The organism is Staphylococcus sp. EG-SA-10 (assembly GCF_017151945.1).
GTDB classification, from domain to species: Bacteria; Bacillota; Bacilli; order Staphylococcales; family Staphylococcaceae; genus Staphylococcus; species Staphylococcus aureus.
Genome location: NZ_JACVZJ010000011.1, coordinates 15,339 through 31,748 on the forward strand (window position 1 = coordinate 15,339; position 16,410 = coordinate 31,748).

Annotated in this window: 20 protein-coding genes; 15 read left to right on the top strand and 5 right to left on the bottom strand. The window is 31.1% G+C overall.

Translation table 11 applies throughout. The features are described from left to right. Positions 1-87 precede the first annotated feature (87 nt). Both IDG45_RS09100 and IDG45_RS09105 read left to right on the top strand, forming a co-directional pair. The gene (locus tag IDG45_RS09100; protein ID WP_000733405.1) at positions 88-1,125 is read left to right on the top strand and encodes a CAP-associated domain-containing protein; all 1,038 of its coding nucleotides are present in this window, start codon (positions 88-90) and stop codon (positions 1,123-1,125) included. Between the two features lie 15 nt (positions 1,126-1,140). Next, on the top strand, positions 1,141-1,575 hold the full coding sequence (locus IDG45_RS09105; protein ID WP_000606480.1) for a YlbF/YmcA family competence regulator: 435 nt from the start codon (positions 1,141-1,143) through the stop codon (positions 1,573-1,575). Between the two features lie 80 nt (positions 1,576-1,655). On the opposite strand, the gene IDG45_RS09110 is transcribed toward IDG45_RS09105, so the two are convergent. After that, positions 1,656-2,564, bottom strand: coding sequence for a lysophosphatidylglycerol phospholipase D (locus IDG45_RS09110; RefSeq protein WP_000757593.1), 909 nt, complete (start codon positions 2,562-2,564; stop codon positions 1,656-1,658). Positions 2,565-2,802: 238 nt separating this feature from the next. Between IDG45_RS09110 and IDG45_RS09115 the strand changes: the two genes are divergently transcribed. After that, a complete protein-coding gene (locus IDG45_RS09115) occupies positions 2,803-3,057 on the top strand; it encodes a YlbG family protein (protein ID WP_001049150.1) in 255 nt (84 codons plus the stop codon). A 2-nt stretch (positions 3,058-3,059) separates the two neighbouring features. Here the strand turns inward: IDG45_RS09115 and IDG45_RS09120 are convergent, their stop codons facing one another. Next, positions 3,060-3,449, bottom strand: a complete 390-nt coding sequence (locus IDG45_RS09120) for a DUF7147 family protein (RefSeq protein ID WP_000814565.1) — start codon at positions 3,447-3,449, stop codon at positions 3,060-3,062. Positions 3,450-3,518: 69 nt separating this feature from the next. On the opposite strand from IDG45_RS09120, the gene rsmD reads away from it, so the two are divergent. Continuing rightward, complete coding sequence (gene rsmD, locus IDG45_RS09125; protein ID WP_001263797.1) at positions 3,519-4,061, top strand: 16S rRNA (guanine(966)-N(2))-methyltransferase RsmD; 543 nt, start codon at positions 3,519-3,521, stop codon at positions 4,059-4,061. Between the two features lies 1 nt (position 4,062). Beyond that, the gene (gene coaD / locus IDG45_RS09130) at positions 4,063-4,545 is read left to right on the top strand and encodes a pantetheine-phosphate adenylyltransferase (protein ID WP_000401377.1); all 483 of its coding nucleotides are present in this window, start codon (positions 4,063-4,065) and stop codon (positions 4,543-4,545) included. 61 nt (positions 4,546-4,606) lie between these two features. On the opposite strand, the gene IDG45_RS09135 is transcribed toward coaD, so the two are convergent. Then, positions 4,607-5,746: a nucleotidyltransferase gene (locus IDG45_RS09135; protein ID WP_000843607.1), complete on the bottom strand. Its 1,140-nt coding sequence runs from the start codon at positions 5,744-5,746 to the stop codon at positions 4,607-4,609. A gap of 126 nt (positions 5,747-5,872) precedes the next feature. On the opposite strand from IDG45_RS09135, the gene IDG45_RS09140 reads away from it, so the two are divergent. Both IDG45_RS09140 and rpmF read left to right on the top strand, forming a co-directional pair. Next, positions 5,873-6,430: a YceD family protein gene (locus tag IDG45_RS09140; protein ID WP_000872155.1), complete on the top strand. Its 558-nt coding sequence runs from the start codon at positions 5,873-5,875 to the stop codon at positions 6,428-6,430. Between the two features lie 79 nt (positions 6,431-6,509). Then, positions 6,510-6,683: a 50S ribosomal protein L32 gene (gene rpmF, locus IDG45_RS09145; RefSeq protein WP_000290472.1), complete on the top strand. Its 174-nt coding sequence runs from the start codon at positions 6,510-6,512 to the stop codon at positions 6,681-6,683. 153 nt (positions 6,684-6,836) lie between these two features. Here the strand turns inward: rpmF and isdB are convergent, their stop codons facing one another. Both isdB and isdA read right to left on the bottom strand, forming a co-directional pair. Beyond that, entirely contained in the window at positions 6,837-8,771 is a 1,935-nt protein-coding gene (gene isdB / locus IDG45_RS09150; RefSeq protein ID WP_001041592.1) for a heme uptake protein IsdB, read from the bottom strand. A 202-nt stretch (positions 8,772-8,973) separates the two neighbouring features. After that, positions 8,974-10,038, bottom strand: a complete 1,065-nt coding sequence (isdA, locus tag IDG45_RS09155; protein WP_000160849.1) for an LPXTG-anchored heme-scavenging protein IsdA — start codon at positions 10,036-10,038, stop codon at positions 8,974-8,976. A 208-nt stretch (positions 10,039-10,246) separates the two neighbouring features. Between isdA and isdC the strand changes: the two genes are divergently transcribed. From isdC to IDG45_RS09195, 8 genes are all read left to right on the top strand, one after another. After that, a complete protein-coding gene (isdC, locus tag IDG45_RS09160) occupies positions 10,247-10,930 on the top strand; it encodes a heme uptake protein IsdC (protein WP_206171603.1) in 684 nt (227 codons plus the stop codon). After that, positions 10,930-12,006 (top strand): iron-regulated surface determinant protein IsdD, encoded by a 1,077-nt coding sequence (gene isdD, locus IDG45_RS09165; protein ID WP_001807177.1) that lies wholly within the window; start codon positions 10,930-10,932, stop codon positions 12,004-12,006. Before isdC ends, isdD begins: the two co-directional genes overlap by 1 nt. Next, positions 12,003-12,881: a heme ABC transporter substrate-binding protein IsdE gene (gene isdE, locus IDG45_RS09170; protein ID WP_001220208.1), complete on the top strand. Its 879-nt coding sequence runs from the start codon at positions 12,003-12,005 to the stop codon at positions 12,879-12,881. Before isdD ends, isdE begins: the two co-directional genes overlap by 4 nt. A 12-nt stretch (positions 12,882-12,893) precedes the next feature. Continuing rightward, positions 12,894-13,859, top strand: coding sequence for a hemin ABC transporter permease protein IsdF (gene isdF / locus IDG45_RS09175; protein ID WP_000594542.1), 966 nt, complete (start codon positions 12,894-12,896; stop codon positions 13,857-13,859). Positions 13,860-13,920: 61 nt separating this feature from the next. Further along, positions 13,921-14,655, top strand: coding sequence for a class B sortase (gene srtB, locus IDG45_RS09180; RefSeq protein ID WP_001242416.1), 735 nt, complete (start codon positions 13,921-13,923; stop codon positions 14,653-14,655). 18 nt (positions 14,656-14,673) lie between these two features. Beyond that, on the top strand, positions 14,674-14,997 hold the full coding sequence (gene isdG / locus IDG45_RS09185) for a staphylobilin-forming heme oxygenase IsdG (RefSeq protein ID WP_000670950.1): 324 nt from the start codon (positions 14,674-14,676) through the stop codon (positions 14,995-14,997). Positions 14,998-15,033: 36 nt separating this feature from the next. After that, positions 15,034-15,141: a hypothetical protein gene (locus IDG45_RS09190; protein ID WP_001803551.1), complete on the top strand. Its 108-nt coding sequence runs from the start codon at positions 15,034-15,036 to the stop codon at positions 15,139-15,141. 239 nt (positions 15,142-15,380) lie between these two features. Further along, positions 15,381-16,121 (top strand): TrmH family RNA methyltransferase, encoded by a 741-nt coding sequence (locus tag IDG45_RS09195; protein WP_000435377.1) that lies wholly within the window; start codon positions 15,381-15,383, stop codon positions 16,119-16,121. Positions 16,122-16,410: the final 289 nt, after the last annotated feature.

A 16,410-nucleotide genomic window follows, 5' to 3' on the forward strand; every position in this document is an offset into this window, starting at 1 on the left:
AATGACACAGTTATGTCAGTGTTGAAAATTTGCTAATTAATGTGTTGTTTTTTACAATAGTATTAATACTTTTTAGGTGGTTGATTGATGAAAAAGTTAATTATAAGAGTCGTCGGTGTATTATTTTTAGTTGGATTTTTAATATATCTTTTTTATTCACCGAGATTAAAATTTGATGTATTAGAGAACCCGAATAAAGGTAATAAAGTAAATAGATCTGAACAGGTGAATAAATCAAATAACCATGCTGAAAATCCAAAGCCTAAAGAAGGTGTTGGTACATGGGTAGGTAAAGATATTAAAGTGCTTACTTCTAAATTTGGACAAGCAGATCTTGTCTATCCTTTTAGAGATGGTTACAAAAATTATGTGTTTAAAGACAAAAACAGTTATTACATTGTTTCAACTAAACGTGAAGAAATCGTTTCAGTGTATGCTACAGGTGAAAAAGTAAATGTTAGTCCGTTAAAAATAGGACAACATTCTGCAGAAATTTTTAATCATACAAGTATTAATCCAGAACCGTCCTTTAAAGTTGATGGTAAAAAATATGAATTTGAACTTTCAGATGAAGATTTAAAAACACAAACACTGATTAAATATGGCAACATATATGCACAAGTGTATTCTGATCAACAATCGAAAAAGGTGCTAAGTGTACGATTTTTAACAAAAGAAATGTTAGCAGATATTGAACCTTATCGATTAAATTCTAATTCTACGTCAGAAGAGCATAATAAGCGTCCAGTTGAGCAAAATCCAAATCAATTAATTTCTCTTTATGAAGTAACGAATGAAATGAGAAAATTAAAAGGATTAAAACCATTGAAAATCAATAGCGATTTAGCACATATTGCATCTAATAACTTATATGAAGCGACCTCTAATGGTTCTGATAGTGTTGAATTTACAGAGGACGCATTAAGAGGGCAATTAGATAAAAATCACGTTACTTATAAAACAACTGCTCAAAATGTTGGTTATGCGTTTAATGATGTACCAACATTAATCCATAGTTGGATGAATTCAGATATACATCGATCTCGTCTATTAAATTCAAAATACGATGAGATGGGTGGAGATGTAATGAGAGATTATTATTCACTAATTTTCTTAGAAAAATAACAATGAGGGGTATTTATGATTAATGAAGCTTCACTAGCGATATTAGATGATATTGATGAACTAGCTGATATGATAGTTGCATCAGATATTTATGCATCATTTGAGCAAGCTAAGCAGGCGCTCGAAAACAATGACGAGGCACATTTACTTTATCAATCATTTTTAAAATCAAAAGAGAAATATGATGAAGTAATGCGTTTCGGGAAATATCATCCTGATTATAAAAAAGTCATGTTAGAGACAAGACAACGCAAAAGAGCATATGAGATGCTTGACGTTGTGATGCATTACAAAGCTAGGGAAATGGCACTTCAACATTTAATTGATGAAGTTGTTACGAAAATTGCGTACGCTGTTTCAGAACATGTCAAAATAGAAACAGGTAATCCATTCTTTCAAACATCACATAGTGGTTGTGCGACGGGCGGATCCTGTAATTGTTCATTATAAAAAACATCGAGTCAGAAAAAGATGGTTATTGAAACCATTAACTAGCATCTGACTCGATTTTTTTGTTTATTGTTTATTGTTTATTTGAATTGTTGTGCTAAATCTGGTCGATCAGTCACTATAGTATGTGCACCTTTTTGGTATAAATCATTCATTAGATCTATACTATTTACACCATAATAGCCTGGAATGACATTCATATCATTTAACCATTTGATAAAACGAGATGAAGTCAAATCAATGCCTTTAAAATGAGTAGGCATTTGGAAAGTTTGTGCTAATGGTTGGTAGTACCTACCACCTAATAAATGATATTTTAAAAATGCCTCTGTAACTTCCTGTTGGCTAGCACCAATTGCAACAGATCCTTGTGCAATTTTATTAAAACGTACGATTTGTTCTTTATAAAAACTTGTCACAAGAACACGGTCAAATGCTTGATTTTCTGCAATTGTATCAAACATAATTTGTGGTGCGATTGAGCCTTCATAGGATTCAGGAGCATCTTTTAAGTCTACGTTTATATACATATCAGGATATTGCTTCAGCAACTCATCGAAGGTTAGTATAGCTGTGTGTGCATGACCACGATATGGTGTTAGTCCATTGATATCTTTGAAGTGATAAGCTGCGTCTAATTTCTTTAATTCTGCTAATGTATGGGCACTAACTTTTCCAGAGCCGTTCGTCGTTCTATCGACAGTTGCGTCATGAAAAACGATAAGCTGTTGATCTTTTGTGAGTCTCACATCTGTTTCAAAGCCATCAACGCCTAATTGTTTAGCATAGTCAAATGCAAGTTGCGTTTGCTCTGGTCTTAAAGCCATACCACCACGATGCGCAAATATATATGGTTCATTGCCTTTGAAAAAAGCAGGGATGGTTTGCTTTCTAGTAATCACTTTATTTTTATTTATCATTAACAAACTACTTACAAATCCAGCACCGACTAGTACCGCATTTAAAATGTTTCTGTTTACTTTTTTCATAAAAAATTCCTCCTCGTTTACTTTTATAGCTTAACAAATTCATAGTTCTGACTACAGCGAAATGTGTGGTTAATCATATAGTGATACTCTTGAGAATTGAATTAATATAATGATGTTTAATATAATCTAAATACATTTATCGAGCAATTACATAAGACATAATTAAGGTAGCTTAATATTTTAAAATTAATAAAGACATGATATGATTAATGCTGAAAATAAATGGAGTGAGGTTTAAATGAATTTAATCCCAAGAACAAGTATTGTAGTTTATTTAAAACATATGAAACATGAACGACAAATCCGAAAATATGGACATATCGTTCATTCAAATAGAGATCGCAAATTTGTAATTATGTATGTGAATGAGCAAGATGTTGATCAAATTGTACATAAACTAATGCAACTTAAATACGTTAGACACATTGATGGCTCACCATATAAATACTTAAAGAAAACTTACGAAAAAGAGAAACACGAAATATATAATTAATATTATTGAAGTTCTGGTATCCATTTTTGGAGCCTTAACACACTAATTAAATAATTATAATATAACGATAAATCATGAAATGCTTGAGGGGGCTGTACATCGATACCTAAAATAGGTATGTCGAATTTTTCAGCACAATCATTAATCATTTGAAACTTTTTATTTGAATCTGGATATGGATATTTAATAGCGTTAATCATGATATAAAATGCTTGGAAATGATTGCCAGTTGTAGGGTTCATAATGATTGCTACAGATGACTTTTTATTTTCAGCTTGTGGTGAATGAAAATAGATAATTTTATCAATACGTTGATGGTTATATTCAATCATCGTCATGAATTCGAACAAATCTGTTAGACCTTCACCAAGTGTAATAAATGTTTGTTTCATTGGTTTATCATTCTCCTTTTTCTCAATAAATTATATTAAATAACTAAATGAATTGGAAGTGTGAACAACATGCGCGTCATTGCAGGTAAACATAAAAGTAAAGCTTTAGAAAGTATGGAAGGCCGTAATACGAGACCAACTATGGATAAAGTTAAAGAAGGTATCTTTAATAGTTTATATGATGTGTCAGGTATAGGTTTAGATTTATTTGCAGGAAGCGGGGCGCTTGGAATAGAAGCACTCTCTCGAGGTATGGATAAGGTTATCTTTGTTGATCAAAATTTTAAAGCTGTAAAAGTTATTAAATCAAATCTTGCGAATTTGGATTTAGAGGCACAATCTGAAGTTTATAAAAATAATGCAGATAGAGCTTTAAAAGCATTGTCAAAACGTGATATTCAATTTGATGTCATTTTCTTAGATCCACCTTATAATAAAGGTCTCATTGATAAAGCTTTAAAACTAATTTCAGAGTTTAATTTATTGAAAGAAAATGGTATCATCGTTTGTGAATTTAGCAATTATGAAGAAATAGACTATCAACCGTTTAATATGATTAAACGTTACCATTATGGGTTGACAGACACATTGTTATTAGAAAAGGGAGAATAGCATGGAACATACAATAGCGGTCATTCCGGGTAGTTTTGACCCCATTACTTATGGTCATTTAGACATTATTGAGAGAAGTACAGATAGATTTGATGAAATTCATGTCTGTGTTCTTAAAAATAGTAAAAAAGAAGGTACGTTTAGTTTAGAAGAGCGTATGGATTTAATTGAACAATCTGTTAAACATTTACCTAATGTCAAGGTTCATCAATTTAGTGGTTTACTAGTCGATTATTGTGAACAAGTAGGAGCTAAAACAATCATACGTGGTTTAAGAGCAGTCAGTGATTTTGAATATGAATTACGCTTAACTTCAATGAATAAAAAGTTGAACAATGAAATTGAAACGTTATATATGATGTCTAGTACTAATTATTCATTTATAAGTTCAAGTATTGTTAAAGAAGTTGCAGCTTATCGAGCAGATATTTCTGAATTCGTTCCACCTTATGTTGAAAAGGCATTGAAGAAGAAATTTAAGTAATAAAAATAACAGTATTTTAGGTTTATCATGGTTTACAATCCTAAAATACTGTTTTCATTTGTTAACGATATTGCTGTATGACAGGTGTGTTGAAATCTGTTTGTTGTTTCCCGCTTATTGCATTGTATATGTGTGTTGCTTTGATTTCATTTGTGAAGTAATGTGCATTGCTTTTGTTAATATTGGTTATATATTGTCTTTCTGGGAACGCTGTTTTTAAATGCTTTAAATATTGTCTGCCACGGTCGTTCATCGCTAATACTTTAACTGCGTGAATGTTTCTCGTAACATCTGTAGGTTTAATGTTTAATAATACATTCATTAACAGTCTCTGAATATGCGTATATGTATAACGCTTTGTTTTTAGTGATTTTACAAAATGATGAAAATCAGTTGCTTCATTAATGTTAGATTTTAAACGATTTTCAAAACCTTCAGTAACAGTATAAATATTCTTTAATGATTCTGTAGTCATAGCTATGATTTGATATTTCAAATATGGAAATATTTGATTTAATGTTATATGAGGTGTTACGTACAGGTGTTGAATATCTTTAGGTACCACATGATGCCAATGATCATCTTGACTAATGATTGATGTTCTAATAGATGTACCACTTGCAAACTGATGGTGTTGAATTAATGAATCATGATGTTGAGCATTCTCTCGTTTAATAGAAATTGCATTGATGTTTTTAGCATGTTTAGCAATTGCTTTCAGATAACTAATACCAAGTATGTTGTTAGGACTTGCTAGTGCTTCATGATGCTCTAATAATTCGCTAATGATACGAGGGTAGCTTTTACCTTCTTTTACTTTTTGTGAAAAGGATTCGGATTGTTCAATTTCATTAATGCTGTGAGCTAATTGCTTTAATGTTTTGATATCATTATTTTCACTACCAAATGCAATTGTATCGACACTCATATAATCTGCGACTTTAACTGCTAGTTCGGCAAAATGATCGCCAGATGATAAACTGGCAGTTGCTGGTAGTTCGATAACTAAATCAGCTGTTGATAATGCCATTTTTGCACGAGTAAACTTATTATAGATTGCTGGTTCGCCACGCATGACAAAGTTACCACTCATTATTGCAATAGTAACGTCAGCATTTGTAAGTTTTTTAGATTGATTAATATGATATTGATGCCCATTATGAAAGGGATTATATTCTGTGATTAAGCCAACGCTTTTCATTTGCAATTCGTCCTTTCGGTATTCATTATTAATATTGTAACAGAACATGATATGTTAAGAAAAAATCTTGACAACTTGTTCTTAGAAAGTTAAAATAAATTTTGTGCTTGTTAGAGGTGAAGCCATATGAAATGGTCAATTACGCAATTAAGGAAATATCAAGGTAAGCCATTTGAATTTGATCAAACGGTGAGTTTTGACAATTTAAAAGAATCATTAGATTTAATTGATTTATCTCCAATTACAATCCAAGGTCAGTTAACCATTAAGTCAACAGAAGTCGTTGCGGATATTCACATTACTGGTACGTATACAATGCCTTGTGCACGTACTCTTGTACCAGTTAAAGTCCCACTAGATGTAACTACTACAGAAGTATTTGATTTAGAAGGGTACAATCAGTATAACGATGATCAAGATGATGTAGATGAACACTATCACATTATTAAAGATGGTATGGTTAATCTTCATGATATTGTCGAGGATATAGTTATTATTGAGAAACCAATGAGAGCTTATTCAGAGCAAAGTGACCAAATGTTGACAGTAGGTAATGGTTGGGAAGTAATCGATGAGGATCAATTAGATGAGCTTGCTAAACAGCAAGAACAAGATGATTCAGAATCACGACAAGTTGATCCAAGGCTTCAAAAATTACAACAATTATATGATAAAGAGCAATAAGTAGTTTAATTAATGATATAATGTTGTTAATTAAACTAACATTTAGTATTTTTCGTTTATAATCTAAGGAGGATATATCATGGCAGTACCAAAAAGAAGAACTTCTAAAACTAGAAAAAACAAACGTCGTACGCATTTCAAAATTTCAGTACCAGGTATGACTGAATGCCCAAACTGTGGCGAATACAAATTATCACACCGTGTATGTAAAAACTGTGGTTCATACAATGGCGAAGAAGTAGCAGCTAAATAATTTTAGTTACTCAATATAAAAAGTCCCGCTTAAAATGATTGTTTTAAGTGGGACTTTTTATATTGCAAAAAATAAATGGCGGACGAGGTAACAGGATACCTCATCTGCCAATTAAAATTTGTTAATTTAATAATTAAATATAAAGACGATTAATTAGTTTTTACGTTTTCTAGGTAATACGAATGCAACGATGCTACTTAAAGCTAATAATGCCATTAATGGTAATGTCATATCTTTATTTGATTCTTCACCAGTTTGTGGTAATGATTTTGCTTTATTTTCTTGTGTATTTTTATTGTTTTCGCTTTGAGTGTGTCCATCATTTGTGTTTTTAATGTTTGCTTTTTGTAATGGAGCACTATCTTTTGCTTCGCTAGAACCTGCTGAAGTTTGAACAACATCTATTGTTGTTTCTGATGAAGCAGTTGTTGGTTTTGCAACATTTTGAGTCGTAGATACTACCTTAGTTGGAGTTGTACTACTTGATTCTACTTCAGCTTTAGCTGGTTTTGTAGCAGGCGTTTTGTCTTTACCTGACTCACTAGATGCGTCATTTTCTTTTTCAACACTTGGTGATTGTTTATTGTCATCTTTTTGGCTGTCTTGTTTTTGTGATTCTTTTTCAACAGGTGGTGTTGTTGGTTTGCTAGGCGTAGCTGGAGTAGTTTCCTTCTTAGCTGAGTTATCTTGTTGTTCTTTTTTGTTAGATTTATCGGCATTGGCTTTTGTAAATGCTTCTTTATCAACGATTCTGACATGGTATTGTCCATCATAATCAATAGTTTTTACGTGAACTTTAACGATAGCATCATATAGAGTTTTACCTTCAACATATGGGAAAATAATCGTTCTAGTGTTATTTTTAGCATCTTTGCTAATTGTTCTAACACGTTGACCTTCAACCATGAAATCTTTCCAGTAATCGTCATTAGTAGTTTCCATTACCATATATTTTTTTCCGTTAAGCATACCTGTTTTAATAGGGTGTTTAACAAAAGTATCCATCATAGATTCGTTATTCTCAACACTTTCATAAACAACATATTTTGTATCTTGTAAATCAGTCATTTTTTCATTTGTTGGTTGTACATTTTGGAATTCAGTTATCGCAGATTTCACTTGTTCATCTAAAGCTTTTTTCGTCTCTTCTAATTTCTTCTTGTATTCAGCTTTCAATTTTTCAGGAAGTTTATCTTGAATTTTATTTAATTCATAAACTTGTCTTTCTAGTGTTTTCGCTTTTTTATATGGCGCTAATAATTTTTCAGCTTTATAATCTTCTTCAGTTTTGAATTTATCTGCACTGTTATAAATTGGTTGTGCGAATTCCATTAATGTGTAATCGTATTTTTCTTCTTTGTTATTGAAGTGAGTTGAACTTACAATTTTAACGGCTTTTGTTCCATTTGAAACAGAGAAGCGAATGTAAGCATAATCTTTAACAGTATCGTATGATACTAATTTAATTGGCAACTTTTTGTTACCTTCATAAACTTCAAATTTTCTCCAAAATTGACCTGATTGTAAACCTAATTCTATTTCTGGTTTTGAATCAGTGAAAATAACTCTAGCTGGTTTAACAGAACTTGCATAATGATAAAACTGTTGAGTTCCATCTTTCTTTTTCATTTCAAAATCAATTGGACGAGAGTTTGGTGCGCTATGATCTTTGTCTTTTATTGCAGGGTTTTTAATCGCTTCTCTTAGTTCCTGATTCAAAATAGGATATGTATTGTTATCGGCTTTTGTTGCTGGTTTAACTTCTTTTGTTTCCTTAGGGGCTTTAACTTCTTTAACTTCTTTAGCTTCTTTTGTTTCAGAAGTAGGGGCCTCAACTTCTTTATTAGATACTGAGACAGCATTGGCTACTGGTTTAGCTTCTGGAGCTTTTTCAGTTGTTGTTGATGGACTTGCAACTGCTTCGGTTTTCGGTTGTGCTTCTGTATTTGTACCACCTGTTTCTTCAGCTGCTTGTGCTTCGCCATTTGACATTAATAATAAAAGTGTACTAATCGCTACAGATGCAACGCCTAGTGATGACTTTCTAATTGAATAAAATGATTTAAATTCTTTTTGTTGTTTGTTCATGTTGTAGAAACAACTCCTAATTGTATATTATCAACTGATAATCATTATCAATTGATTACTTGTATTGTACATTGAAATGGCAGTTAATTTCAACGTTATTTTATAAAAAAATAACCTATGTTATAGATTATGGAATATCTACGACATAGGTTAAATAAAATTTAAAATAAAAAATATATTAAGTTATGAGTGTGACGAAGATTTATTTAGATTCTTTTCTTTTGAAAAGTAACAAAGATAATGAACCTAAAAGGGCAAGTGTTGCGAAGGCAACTGTGCTAATAAAGTTATCAACTGAAGTTAAACCAGTTTTTGGTAATTCTTTAGCTTTAGAATCTTTTGAAGGTCCTTGTTTATGAATTTCGTTTTGTTTTGTAACTTTGTTAGTTTGTTGTGATTTATTATCACTTACAGCTTGAGTGTTGTTTTCAGATTTCGCTGTTGCAACATCTTTAACAGGTGTTTGAACTTTATTTTGTTCTTGAGCTGTTTGTGCTGTTTTAACTGTATGAGCAGTTTGTGTTTTAGTTTGATCTTTTGTTGTATCAGTACTTACAACTTTAGTAGAGTGATTGTCTTCAACTTTGCTTGTTGTAGTTACAGTAGGTTTAACTTTTTCAACTTTAGGTTGAACTGGTTTAGTTTGCTCAGTAGGTGTTTTAGGTTGAGCAGGTTTTGGTTGAACCGGTTTAACATTGTTTGGTTTTGCTGCGTCAGCTAATGTAGGAATTGCTTTTTCAAATTCTAAATGCGTAGTATATCTATGATTGTAATTAATTTGTGGCACGACAATATGTACTTTTGTAGTTAAACTCTTATACCCAGGTTCAACAGCAACATTGATTGTTCTAGTGTCAGCTTTTTTATCATCGTTAACAACAGTTGTTGCTAATTCTTGATTGTTTGCATTGTAAAATTTGTATTCTTTCCAGAATGATGCGTTGTTTAATACAGCTTGGAAATAATATTTATTATTTTGTTTAATCACTTTTCCAGGGTGTTGCATATAGTCATCCATGTGTGACTTCTCTGAAGATCCATCTTTTTGCACTTGGAAATTAATTGGTTGTGATGTTGCTTGAGAAACTTGTGTGCTTTGATTATTAGTTGCGTTCGTAGCTTCTGTTGCCGCATTTACTTGTTGGCTGTCTGCGCCTATGTATACAAGGGAACCTAAAATGATAGACGCTGTACCCATTGTAATCTTTTTCATAGCTGATGAACGTTGTTCTGATTGATACTTACTGTTTAAATAATGTTTTGTCATGTTGTTTTCCTCCTAAGGATACAAATTATGTGTTGTTATATGAGATGATTAACCATTGCAATTGATAATGGTTATCAATTATACTAGCACATCTATTTTCGTATAACAATAATAAATTGATTATAAAATAAATATTGACAATGATAATCATTATTATTTATGATTTTAGTAAAGACTTAAAAGCAATCATAAAAAGGAGGATTATGTTTTGAAAAATATTTTAAAAGTTTTTAATACAACGATTTTAGCATTAATTATCATCATCGCGACATTCAGTAATTCTGCAAATGCCGCGGATAGTGGCACTTTGAATTATGAGGTTTACAAATACAATACCAATGACACGTCGATTGCTAATGACTATTTTAATAAACCGGCAAAGTACATTAAGAAAAATGGTAAATTGTATGTTCAAATAACTGTAAACCACAGTCATTGGATTACAGGAATGAGTATCGAAGGACATAAAGAAAATATTATTAGTAAAAACACTGCCAAAGATGAACGTACTTCTGAATTTGAAGTAAGTAAGTTGAACGGTAAAATAGATGGAAAAATTGACGTTTATATCGATGAAAAAGTAAATGGTAAGCCATTCAAATATGACCATCATTACAATATTACATATAAATTTAATGGAGCAACTGATGTAGCAGTTGCTAATGCACCAGGTAAAGATGATAAAAATTCTGCTTCAGGTAGTGACAAAGGATCTGATGGAGCGACTACTGGTCAAAGTGAATCTAACAGTTCGAATAAAGACAAAGTAGAAAATCCACAAACAAATGCTGGTACACCTGCATATATATATGCAATACCAGTTGCATCCTTAGCATTATTAATCGCAATCACATTGTTTGTTAGAAAAAAATCTAAAGGCAATGTGGAATAATGAGAAATGTTAAACAAATTGCTACAAAATCTATTATAGCTATTATTAGCTTAGGTATATTTACATATACAACAATGATTGGTAGCGTGTTGGCTGATGAGATGAAATATCCATCAGCCAAATTTAATCAACCTGAAGCAAAAGATAAAACAGAATTAACTTCATCAATTTTTGATGAAAAGATAAAAGAGAATAAAGCGTTAGAGTTACTAATTTTTAATCAAGAAAATAAAAATGTAACTGAGGAACAACAACTAGTTGACGAAAAGGCGAAATTGATTTCAGATATGACTGGTAAAATTTACTTGCAAGTAAAACTAAAAGGTCAAATTGATAAAGAACAACTTGTATTTCAAAATGACAAAAATGAAGAATTTCCTTTTGTTATAAAAGATGAAAAGGATGACACAATAGTAAGAATTTTAATTGAACAGCATATGGATAAAATCAATATGCATGTTAAAACGTTGGCTGAAAAGAAAGATCTAGATAACAAAGAAATGGTGTATTCTATTCATTTTAAAGAGAAAAAAGTACAACATGATGATGCAAAAGAAGTGCCTTCAAAACATCAAAATCAAGAAAATAATCAAGATCAGCTTAAAAAAGATATTGATGACAAAAAAGATAGTCAAAAATCAGACATTAAGGAAAGACGTACTAGCCTTTTTACTGAAAAAGGATTAAATGATATTCCTGTACAAAAAGATAAAGTGCAACAAGACAGTAATAAAAAGATTGAAAATGAGCGACCTAAAGCATCAGGTACATTAAAAGTTGAAAATAGCCCTCCAACAGTAAAAAAGGTTGAAAATGATCACAAAGAGCAACCGAAACATAAAGATGAAAAATCAAAAAAGGAAAAGAAAAAAGTAGTTGAAAAAGAAAAAGCGTTACCAGCTTTTAATAGAGATGATGATAGCAAGAATAGTAGTCAATTATCTAGTGATATTAAAGAACTTGATGAACCAAATCATAAAAAGCAATATATGTTATTTGCAGCTGGCATTGTGTTAGCAACCATTTTACTTATTTCGGCACATTTATACAGCAGAAAGAGAGGTAACCAAGTTTGAGAATCATAAAGTATTTAACCATTTTAGTGATAAGCGTCGTTATCTTAACCAGCTGTCAATCTTCCAGTTCTCAAGAATCAACTAAATCCGGCGAATTCAGAATCGTACCAACAACTGTTGCATTGACAATGACATTGGACAAATTGGATTTACCAATTGTCGGCAAACCCACGTCATATAAGACATTGCCTAATCGTTATAAAGAGGTACCGGAAATTGGTCAACCAATGGAGCCGAATGTTGAAGCTGTTAAAAAGTTAAAACCAACACATGTTTTGAGTGTGTCAACGATTAAAGATGAAATGCAACCATTTTACAAACAATTAAATATGAAAGGCTACTTTTATGATTTTGATAGTTTAAAAGGGATGCAAAAGTCGATTACACAATTAGGTGATCAATTTAATCGTAAAGCACAAGCAAAAGAATTAAATGACCATTTAAATTCTGTTAAGCAAAAAATTGAAAATAAAGCAGCTAAACAAAAGAAACATCCCAAAGTGTTAATATTAATGGGTGTACCGGGTAGCTATTTAGTAGCAACTGATAAATCATATATTGGTGATTTAGTTAAAATAGCAGGTGGAGAAAATGTTATTAAAGTGAAAGATCGTCAATATATTTCGTCTAATACTGAAAATTTGTTGAATATCAATCCAGATATTATTTTACGATTACCACACGGAATGCCTGAAGAAGTTAAGAAAATGTTTCAAAAAGAATTTAAACAAAATGATATTTGGAAACATTTTAAAGCTGTGAAAAATAATCATGTTTATGACTTAGAGGAAGTGCCATTCGGTATTACAGCAAATGTTGATGCTGATAAGGCAATGACTCAATTATATGATTTATTTTATAAGGATAAAAAATAGTGAGTTGATATGATGATAAAAAATAAAAAGAAACTACTATTTTTATGTTTGTTAGTCATTTTAATCGCAACAGCTTATATTTCGTTTGTAACCGGTACAATTAAATTGTCATTTAATGACCTAATTACAAAATTTACAACTGGTAGCAATGAAGCAGTGGATTCAATCATTGATTTGCGATTGCCACGTATATTAATTGCATTGATGGTTGGCGCAATGTTAGCAGTTTCTGGAGCATTATTACAAGCAGCACTACAAAATCCTTTGGCAGAGGCGAATATCATTGGCGTTTCATCAGGTGCACTTATAATGAGAGCACTTTGTATGTTGTTTATTCCACAATTGTACTTTTACTTACCATTATTAAGTTTTATTGGTGGTTTAATACCATTTTTAATAATTATTGTGTTGCATTCTAAATTTAGATTTAATGCTGTAAGTATGATATTAGTAGGCGTTGCGTTATTCGTATTATTAAATGGTGTTTTAGAAATTTTAACTCAAAACCCTTTAATGAAAATTCCTCAAGGCTTAACAATGAAAATATGGAGCGACGTATACATATTAGCAGTATCAGCTTTATTGGGATTAATATTAACATTACTATTGTCCCCTAAATTGAATTTACTAAATTTAGATGACATACAAGCGCGAAGTATCGGTTTTAATATTGATCGTTACAGATGGTTAACAGGTTTATTAGCAGTATTTTTAGCAAGTGCAACTGTTGCGATTGTTGGACAACTAGCCTTTTTAGGTATTATTGTGCCACATGTGGTTAGAAAGCTAGTTGGGGGCAATTACAGAGTACTTATTCCGTTTTCTACAGTTATTGGTGCATGGCTATTGTTAGTGGCTGATTTATTAGGACGAGTGATACAGCCTCCTTTAGAAATTCCAGCCAATGCTATTTTAATGATTGTCGGTGGTCCAATGCTAATTTACTTAATTTGTCAAAGTCAACGAAATCGAATCTAAAACGGTACAACAACTGGTTTAGTGATGACTGAAGAAACGTCGTTAATAAAAGAGGATTTTTATGAGAATGAAGCGATTTTTAACTATTGTACAAATTTTATTGGTTGTAATTATTATCATTTTTGGTTACAAAATTGTTCAAACATATATTGAAGACAAGCAAGAACGCGCAAATTATGAGAAATTACAACAAAAATTTCAAATGCTGATGAGCAAACATCAAGCACATGTGAGACCACAATTTGAATCACTTGAAAAAATAAATAAAGACATTGTTGGATGGATAAAATTATCAGGAACATCATTGAATTATCCAGTACTACAAGGTAAGACAAATCACGATTATTTAAATTTAGATTTTGAGCGAGAACATCGACGTAAAGGTAGTATTTTTATGGATTTTAGAAATGAATTGAAGAATTTAAATCATAATACTATTTTATACGGGCACCATGTCGGTGATAATACGATGTTTGATGTGTTAGAAGATTATTTAAAGCAATCGTTTTATGAAAAACACAAGATAATTGAATTTGACAATAAATATGGTAAATATCAATTGCAAGTATTTAGTGCATATAAAACTACTACTAAAGATAATTACATACGTACAGATTTTGAAAATGATCAAGATTATCAACAATTTATAGATGAGACAAAACGTAAATCTGTGATTAACTCAGATGTTAATGTAACGGTAAAAGATAAAATAATGACTTTATCAACGTGCGAAGATGCATATAGTGAAACAACGAAAAGAATTGTTGTTGTCGCAAAAATAATTAAGGTAAGTTAAACAGAAAAGAGGATAATTATGAAATTTATGGCAGAAAATAGGCTGACGTTAACAAAAGGAACAGCAAAAGATATTATAGAACGATTTTACACGAGACATGGGATTGAAACATTAGAAGGCTTTGATGGCATGTTTGTTACACAAACTTTAGAACAAGAAGATTTTGATGAAGTAAAAATTTTAACAGTTTGGAAATCAAAGCAAGCTTTTACGGATTGGTTAAAATCTGATGTCTTTAAAGCAGCACATAAACATGTTAGAAGTAAAAATGAAGATGAAAGTAGCCCGATTATCAATAACAAAGTAATTACATATGATATAGGCTATAGTTACATGAAATAATTGAATTTAAAGAGGTTGCAGTACTTGTTATGACAATTGGTATTGTTAACTTTTGTAACGACCATACATGATACTGATGATGGTCGTTTTTTTAATGAACACAAACATGCTAACAACAAATTGCTAAAACGTAGTTTGATTTGAATGTGCTTTGAAAATAATCATCAAATATATGATTTTGATTTATTTTGAAGAAGAAAAGAATTAATAATGATATTTTGGGGCGTATGATTTATAGTAGTAGTATCGATAAAAGAAATTTATACAATTTGAAATAATATGAGTGATAAAATCGATTAATTAATATTAACTATACAATCAAATGTTTTCATCTTATTAATGATTAATATTTTTATTTTTAAAAATAAAGCGAGGAGCTATCTATGGAACAAATTACTTCTGCACAAAATAATAGAATTAAACAAGCGAACAAGCTAAAAAAGAAACGTGAGAGGGATAAAACTGGATTAGCTTTAATTGAAGGTGTGCATTTAATTGAAGAAGCTTATCAAAGTGGGATTGTAATTACACAATTATTTGCAATTGAACCTGCTAGATTAGATCAGCAAATTATCGCATACGCGCAAGAAGTTTTTGAAATAAACATGAAAGTTGCTGAATCTTTATCAGGTACAGTGACACCACAAGGTTTTTTCGCAATCATTGAGAAGCCACAATATGATATTTCTAAAGCACAACAAGTATTGCTTATCGATCGTGTTCAAGATCCTGGAAATTTAGGTACATTAATTAGAACTGCGGATGCTGCTGGAATGGATGCTGTAATAATGGAGAAGGGTACGACAGATCCTTATCAAGATAAAGTGTTGCGAGCGAGTCAAGGTAGTGTTTTCCATTTGCCAATTATGACACAAGATCTCGATACGTTTATTACTCAATTTAATGGTCCTGTTTATGGTACAGCACTTGAAAACGCAGTGGCTTATAAAGAAGTTACTTCAAGTGATTCTTTTGCACTACTATTAGGTAATGAGGGAGAAGGTGTTAATCCTGAATTATTAGCACATACTACACAAAATTTAATCATACCTATTTATGGTAAAGCTGAAAGTTTAAATGTAGCGATTGCAGGTAGTATTTTACTTTATCATTTGAAAGGTTGACCGTGTTGAAAGTTTTCCGATATAATTATAATTAATTGTTTAACAGAACATTTCTACGTGATTGCATACACAATTGAATATAAACCAATAAAAAGGCATGGACATTTATATAAATAATTGTTTTAGGGAGAATAATCGTGACTGCAAGTTATTCCAATTATTTAAAGTCTTTTCACCTTTTTGGTTACTTAAAGAGATTTAAGTCGGAAAGACAATCCGTTATCAATATTAAACAAGTGTATGCTTAGGCATAAATTTGGGTGGTACCACGGAAATGACTTTCGTCCCT

Bases quoted from the DNA above. Each gene is read 5' to 3' on its own strand.
- IDG45_RS09100 (WP_000733405.1), top strand. From the start codon at position 88: ATGAAAAAGTTAATTATAAGAGTCGTCGGTGTATTATTTTTAGTTGGA.
- IDG45_RS09105 (WP_000606480.1), top strand. From the start codon at position 1,141: ATGATTAATGAAGCTTCACTAGCGATATTAGATGATATTGATGAACTA.
- IDG45_RS09110 (WP_000757593.1), bottom strand. From the start codon at position 2,564: ATGAAAAAAGTAAACAGAAACATTTTAAATGCGGTACTAGTCGGTGCT.
- IDG45_RS09115 (WP_001049150.1), top strand. From the start codon at position 2,803: ATGAATTTAATCCCAAGAACAAGTATTGTAGTTTATTTAAAACATATG.
- IDG45_RS09120 (WP_000814565.1), bottom strand. From the start codon at position 3,449: ATGAAACAAACATTTATTACACTTGGTGAAGGTCTAACAGATTTGTTC.
- rsmD (WP_001263797.1), top strand. From the start codon at position 3,519: ATGCGCGTCATTGCAGGTAAACATAAAAGTAAAGCTTTAGAAAGTATG.
- coaD (WP_000401377.1), top strand. From the start codon at position 4,063: ATGGAACATACAATAGCGGTCATTCCGGGTAGTTTTGACCCCATTACT.
- IDG45_RS09135 (WP_000843607.1), bottom strand. From the start codon at position 5,746: ATGAAAAGCGTTGGCTTAATCACAGAATATAATCCCTTTCATAATGGG.
- IDG45_RS09140 (WP_000872155.1), top strand. From the start codon at position 5,873: ATGAAATGGTCAATTACGCAATTAAGGAAATATCAAGGTAAGCCATTT.
- rpmF (WP_000290472.1), top strand. From the start codon at position 6,510: ATGGCAGTACCAAAAAGAAGAACTTCTAAAACTAGAAAAAACAAACGT.
- isdB (WP_001041592.1), bottom strand. From the start codon at position 8,771: ATGAACAAACAACAAAAAGAATTTAAATCATTTTATTCAATTAGAAAG.
- isdA (WP_000160849.1), bottom strand. From the start codon at position 10,038: ATGACAAAACATTATTTAAACAGTAAGTATCAATCAGAACAACGTTCA.
- isdD (WP_001807177.1), top strand. From the start codon at position 10,930: ATGAGAAATGTTAAACAAATTGCTACAAAATCTATTATAGCTATTATT.
- isdF (WP_000594542.1), top strand. From the start codon at position 12,894: ATGATAAAAAATAAAAAGAAACTACTATTTTTATGTTTGTTAGTCATT.
- srtB (WP_001242416.1), top strand. From the start codon at position 13,921: ATGAGAATGAAGCGATTTTTAACTATTGTACAAATTTTATTGGTTGTA.
- isdG (WP_000670950.1), top strand. From the start codon at position 14,674: ATGAAATTTATGGCAGAAAATAGGCTGACGTTAACAAAAGGAACAGCA.
- IDG45_RS09195 (WP_000435377.1), top strand. From the start codon at position 15,381: ATGGAACAAATTACTTCTGCACAAAATAATAGAATTAAACAAGCGAAC.